Source organism: uncultured Holdemanella sp., assembly GCF_958348295.1.
Lineage (GTDB): Bacteria > Bacillota_I > Bacilli_A > Erysipelotrichales > Erysipelotrichaceae > Holdemanella.
The window spans coordinates 1-4759 of sequence record NZ_CATVYQ010000082.1 but is presented as its reverse complement, the minus strand read 5'-3'; the positions used below and the strand labels follow the sequence as shown (position 1 = coordinate 4759).

The window sequence follows — 4759 nt, the reverse complement described above, 5'->3', positions numbered from 1 at the left end:
AAATCCCTATGACTTTTAAAGGTTGATTTATCCCTATCTAGTTTTATATATTCATTTTAAATAATCAATATATCGGTTTTTTCTTTTGGTATTATTCAAAAATTGCATGCCCAATACGAACTGTATTTGATCCATGTTTAACAGCTAACTTATAATCTTGAGACATGCCCATAGATAAAGTATCCATTTCAGGATATTGTTCTTTTAATTCTAAATATAAAGTATGCATCTGTTCAAACTCAGACTCAACTAATTCTTGATCATCTGTTTTTGAAGCCACACACATAATGCCTTTAATTTGAATATGTTTAAATTCCTGCAATTGAGAAATAAAGCTTTTGGCATCCTTAAAAGGATATCCCGTCTTGTTTGGATCTTTCGAAATTTTTAGTTCTACTAATACCTTTTGAATGATGCCATGTTTGTTGGCTTGTTTTTCAATTTCTTCAGCAAGTTTCAATGAATCCAAGCTTTCAATCACATCAACCTTTCCAACAATATACTTCACTTTATTTGTCTGTAGATGCCCAATAATGTGCCAAGTATATTTTGGATCATACTTATCTATAAATTCCTGTACACGATTTTCTCCAAAAGTAGTTAGTCCCATTTTTGCGACTTCATCAATTTCCTCCTTTGTACGCGTTTTAGATACAGCCACTACATTAAAATCCTGTGCTTTTAGTTCTTCAATCAATTCTTTATTCATATTAAAACAGTCCTTTCAATACAAATTTAATTATAGACGAAGAAAAAAAAGAAGCAATACGTTGCTTCTAGTTAAATAGCTTTCCAAACAACCATCTTATCGTTGGCCCACAATAACAAATCTGCCAAAAGAAAGCCATTGGAAAATTAAATAAAATAGTCATAAACCAAACTGAAATAATTTGGATACCTGGAGTTTTAAATAGAATGGTCGCAATCAAACTCATGATTGGACACATAATACAAATAATGTAGAAAGAAATCGCAAGTGTAATAAAGAAAGGTCGATCATTTGGCGTTACAACTTTAAACGCAAAGTAATGTGCTAATTTATCAACAAAGAAAAATTCTAAAATAAAGGCAACAGGCCACATGATAATCAATTCATGAAAAGCTAATAAAAAGACTCGATTGGACATACCACCCATATTCAGTGCGATGTTGTAACAAATCATGGCATAAACCATTAAAAAAGACATAAATAAAGTAAATACAATATTCTCGAATTTAGTTTTTGGCATATATTTTCTCCTCCTAAATGACTTTTTGTGTTGTTCAATCAAAGACGTTTCCAATATGTACCAAAAAGTGAACGCTAGTAATAATACCATAAATTTTCTAATTTTGTAATAAAAAATCAGTAAGAATGACTCTTACTGATGAATAGCGATTTTATACATAATTTGCATTTTTGTTTATGCTGCTTATAATGCTTTGAATACCGCTCCACAAATTGATATTATCACCAAACAATTCAACTACATTACCTTTATCGATAAAAGGAGATTCTTGTAAAACAGACATATCTTTCATCATTCCGTTGCGAACAATGAATTCTACGATTTGATTTACAAAATAGATTTGATTACTATTCATTTCTCTTTCATCCAAATATTTAGAGAAAGCTTCTTTTGCGGCATTCATATCTAGTCCGACTATTTCACGAACAAATTCACCAAGTGGTTTTTCACCAATCTCAGAATAATAATCTTGTTTTGTTCCAAGTTGATTCCATATAATTTTTTCTAGTTCATCCATATCATTTTTATCTAATGGTTTATTTTCTTTTAGTTTCAAGATAACTGGATTATCTTTTTGATGTTGTTTAATATAATATTCAAGTTTATCTTTATAATTTTGTAAATCATCATTTTCCAAATCTGATTCATTCCAATCAACAGACAAAATGTCATCTTCAAAATCAGTTGTGTAAACCTTTCCCGTTTTAGGAATATACTTAATCAAGTCACGAAGATTCTTTCTAATAAGTTCAAAATCATCGATATCACTTTCTTCTAAATAATTTGTGTGTAAGATTCTGTCTAAAAGTTCAGACTGTACTTGTATTTCAGGAATATTTGCAACGCTAGCGATACTCTTTACTTTTTTCAAAAGATCCTTTTTATACTTAGGATATTTTTTCTGTGCTAAGTGAGCCAATTCAATTCCATGCATCAATGCATCAAAACGAACTGCACTGATATCGTCATCATCTGGCTTAATCAATGGAATAAGTTCTTCTTTCACATCTAGACAATCTTCATAGGTTAAAGAGTTGTAATTATCTGGATTTGAATATAGATCAACATATTTAATGTGTTGGCGCACATCAAACTTATTACGGTCCAATTCTTTTACCTTACTAACCATTTCCTCAACTAATTGTTTTCTCCACTCTTTTAACTCTTCTGTTTGATAATTTAAATCTTGCAACTTATAGGTGATTTGGAATTTTAGATTAAAGATAGCACCGTGGACAGCTATCGCATTAGCCGATGCTTTGCCTTTATTCATTCTAAAAAATTCAAAGTTTCCACAGAAATCAAAGATATAAAATTCTTTTTTATCATTTCCATCTAATAATCCCGGACATAATCGCGTCCCTCTTCCAATCATTTGCCAAAATTTTGCCTTACTCATTACTTTTTTAAAGAAAACAAGATTCACTACTTCTGGAACATCAATTCCTGTATCTAGCATGTCTACAGAAATCGCAATTTGTGGAAGTTTATTAGAATCAGAAAATTCGTCAATCGCACTTTGAGCATAGTTGATTTTATTATCTATAACTTTTGCGTAACCCTTCAAATCTGGATATTCTTTATTAAATAATTCAAATATTTTTTCGGCATGCATATGATTTTTTGCAAAAATAATTGTTTTACCTATCTTTTGTCCGTAATCAACTCTAATACCATAGTCAAATAAAGTCTTTAAAACTTTTCTTATTGTATCTTCGTTAAATACCCATGAATTCAATGCGGAAGAATCAATATATTCTGGTATATTTCCATTTTCATCTGCAAATGTATCTTCATATTCTTCTTTTTCTTCATCTGATAATTCATCCCACGCAATGCCTTGAGAAATGAATTTTAAATCGGTTTCAACTGAAAGAAAATCGACTAAATATCCATCTTTTACAGCTTGAGCAAGTTCATATCCATACGTAGGAACACCATTTTCTAATTCAAATATTGCATATGTATTTTTATCGATTTCATCTTTAGGGGTAGCTGTAAGTCCAACAATTGGAGCATCAAAATAATTAAAAATATCTCTATATTTATTATAAATCGATCTATGCGCTTCATCACAAATGATCAAATCAAAGTGTCCACAAGTAAATAATTTTTTATCATCTTCTTTAACAGTATCGATGCATCCCATCATAGTTGGATATGTAGAAAATACTGCATGTGCATTATAATTGGATTTATCTTCAACTAAATTTGTAGACGATAAGTTAGGAAGCATATTCGCAAAACTTCTTTTGGCTTGTGTAACTAACGAATTTCTATCTGCCAAGAATAATACATTCTTGATCCACCCTTCATTTAAAAGCACATCAACAAGTCCAATAACAGTTCTAGTCTTACCAGAACCAGTCGCCATAACTAGCAATGCTTTTCTTTTGTTTTTTTGATCAAATGCTTCGCAAGTAGCTCTAATAGCCTCTTCTTGATAATATCTACCTGCAATATCTTTGTTTATATTAATATATTTCAAATGAGCTCTAGTACTTATTAAATTAAAATACTTTTCTAAATCTCTTTTAGAATAAATAGAAGATACTTTTCTTTCTGGATAGTGATTATCGATAATTCTTGTTTCAAAACCATTTGTAAGAAAAACAACAGGTCTACGTCCATATTGTTTTTCTAAGATGTTGGCATATAAGATTGCTTGCTGTCTACCTTTAGAAATGTCTATACATGTTCTTTTAGCTTCAATAACAGCCAATGGCTTTTGCATGTCATCATACAATACATAATCAGCATATCCTACTTCAGATTTATTTGGCATTCCATCTAGTTCTACTTCATTGATCCAATCTTTATTTTCAATCCAACCAGCATCAAGAAGCATCGCATCAATGTATAATTTACGTGTTTTATATTCAGATAAATCCAAAGGCTTTGACACATATGTATTTTGCTGTTGTACTCTTCGTTCACTTAATTCAGCTTTTAAAGATTTATTTTCTTCAATCAAAGCATCTAAATCAATATTTACGTTTATTTCTGGAATCGAAACTAAATCTTCTTTTTCTAAAAGAGTTGCGTCAAATTCTCTTTCTTCATATTCATCACCATAACAATATGCTATCCAATCCATGAAGTAGAAAAGGTTCTTTAGACATATTTCTGCAATGTTTTTAGCCTTATCTCCACTATTATGAGCAGCTTCATTTCCATAGCGACGAATAAATTCCAAACGTTTCCATAAATCATCTCCAATTATTTTTCTAAAAGTATCACAATTCATCAAAGTATGTAGATTATCTTTGTAAGGCACAACCAAATCATTGTCAACCGAAAACATCCACTTAATTGCCGTTTCCGTTGCTCTACGACAATTGATGATGCAAGTATTACTATCGACTTTATATGTCTTTTCAGCAATGATTGCTATATCGATAAAACTTTCAAATTCACTCTCTTTTTTTAAATAATCAAAATTTGTCATAGTGTACCTCACTTTCTTTATACTTATTCATATCTTTATTTTAATACCTTATATACATATCGTCATATTTTGATTTATCGAC

3 protein-coding genes are annotated in these 4759 nt (G+C 30.2%); all 3 read right to left on the bottom strand.

What is annotated here, in order from left to right; translation table 11 throughout:
• Positions 1 to 91 precede the first annotated feature (91 nt).
• The 3 genes from Q3907_RS10460 to Q3907_RS10450 all read right to left on the bottom strand — a co-directional run bounded on the left by Q3907_RS10460 (position 92) and on the right by Q3907_RS10450 (position 4677).
• Positions 92 to 709: a YggS family pyridoxal phosphate-dependent enzyme gene (locus Q3907_RS10460; RefSeq protein ID WP_301898226.1), complete on the bottom strand. Its 618-nt coding sequence runs from the start codon at positions 707 to 709 to the stop codon at positions 92 to 94.
• Between the two features lie 67 nt (positions 710 to 776).
• Positions 777 to 1229, bottom strand: coding sequence for a DUF2798 domain-containing protein (locus Q3907_RS10455; RefSeq protein WP_301898225.1), 453 nt, complete (start codon positions 1227 to 1229; stop codon positions 777 to 779).
• A 151-nt stretch (positions 1230 to 1380) separates the two neighbouring features.
• Entirely contained in the window at positions 1381 to 4677 is a 3297-nt protein-coding gene (locus Q3907_RS10450) for a DEAD/DEAH box helicase family protein (protein ID WP_301898224.1), read from the bottom strand.
• Positions 4678 to 4759 lie beyond the last annotated feature (82 nt).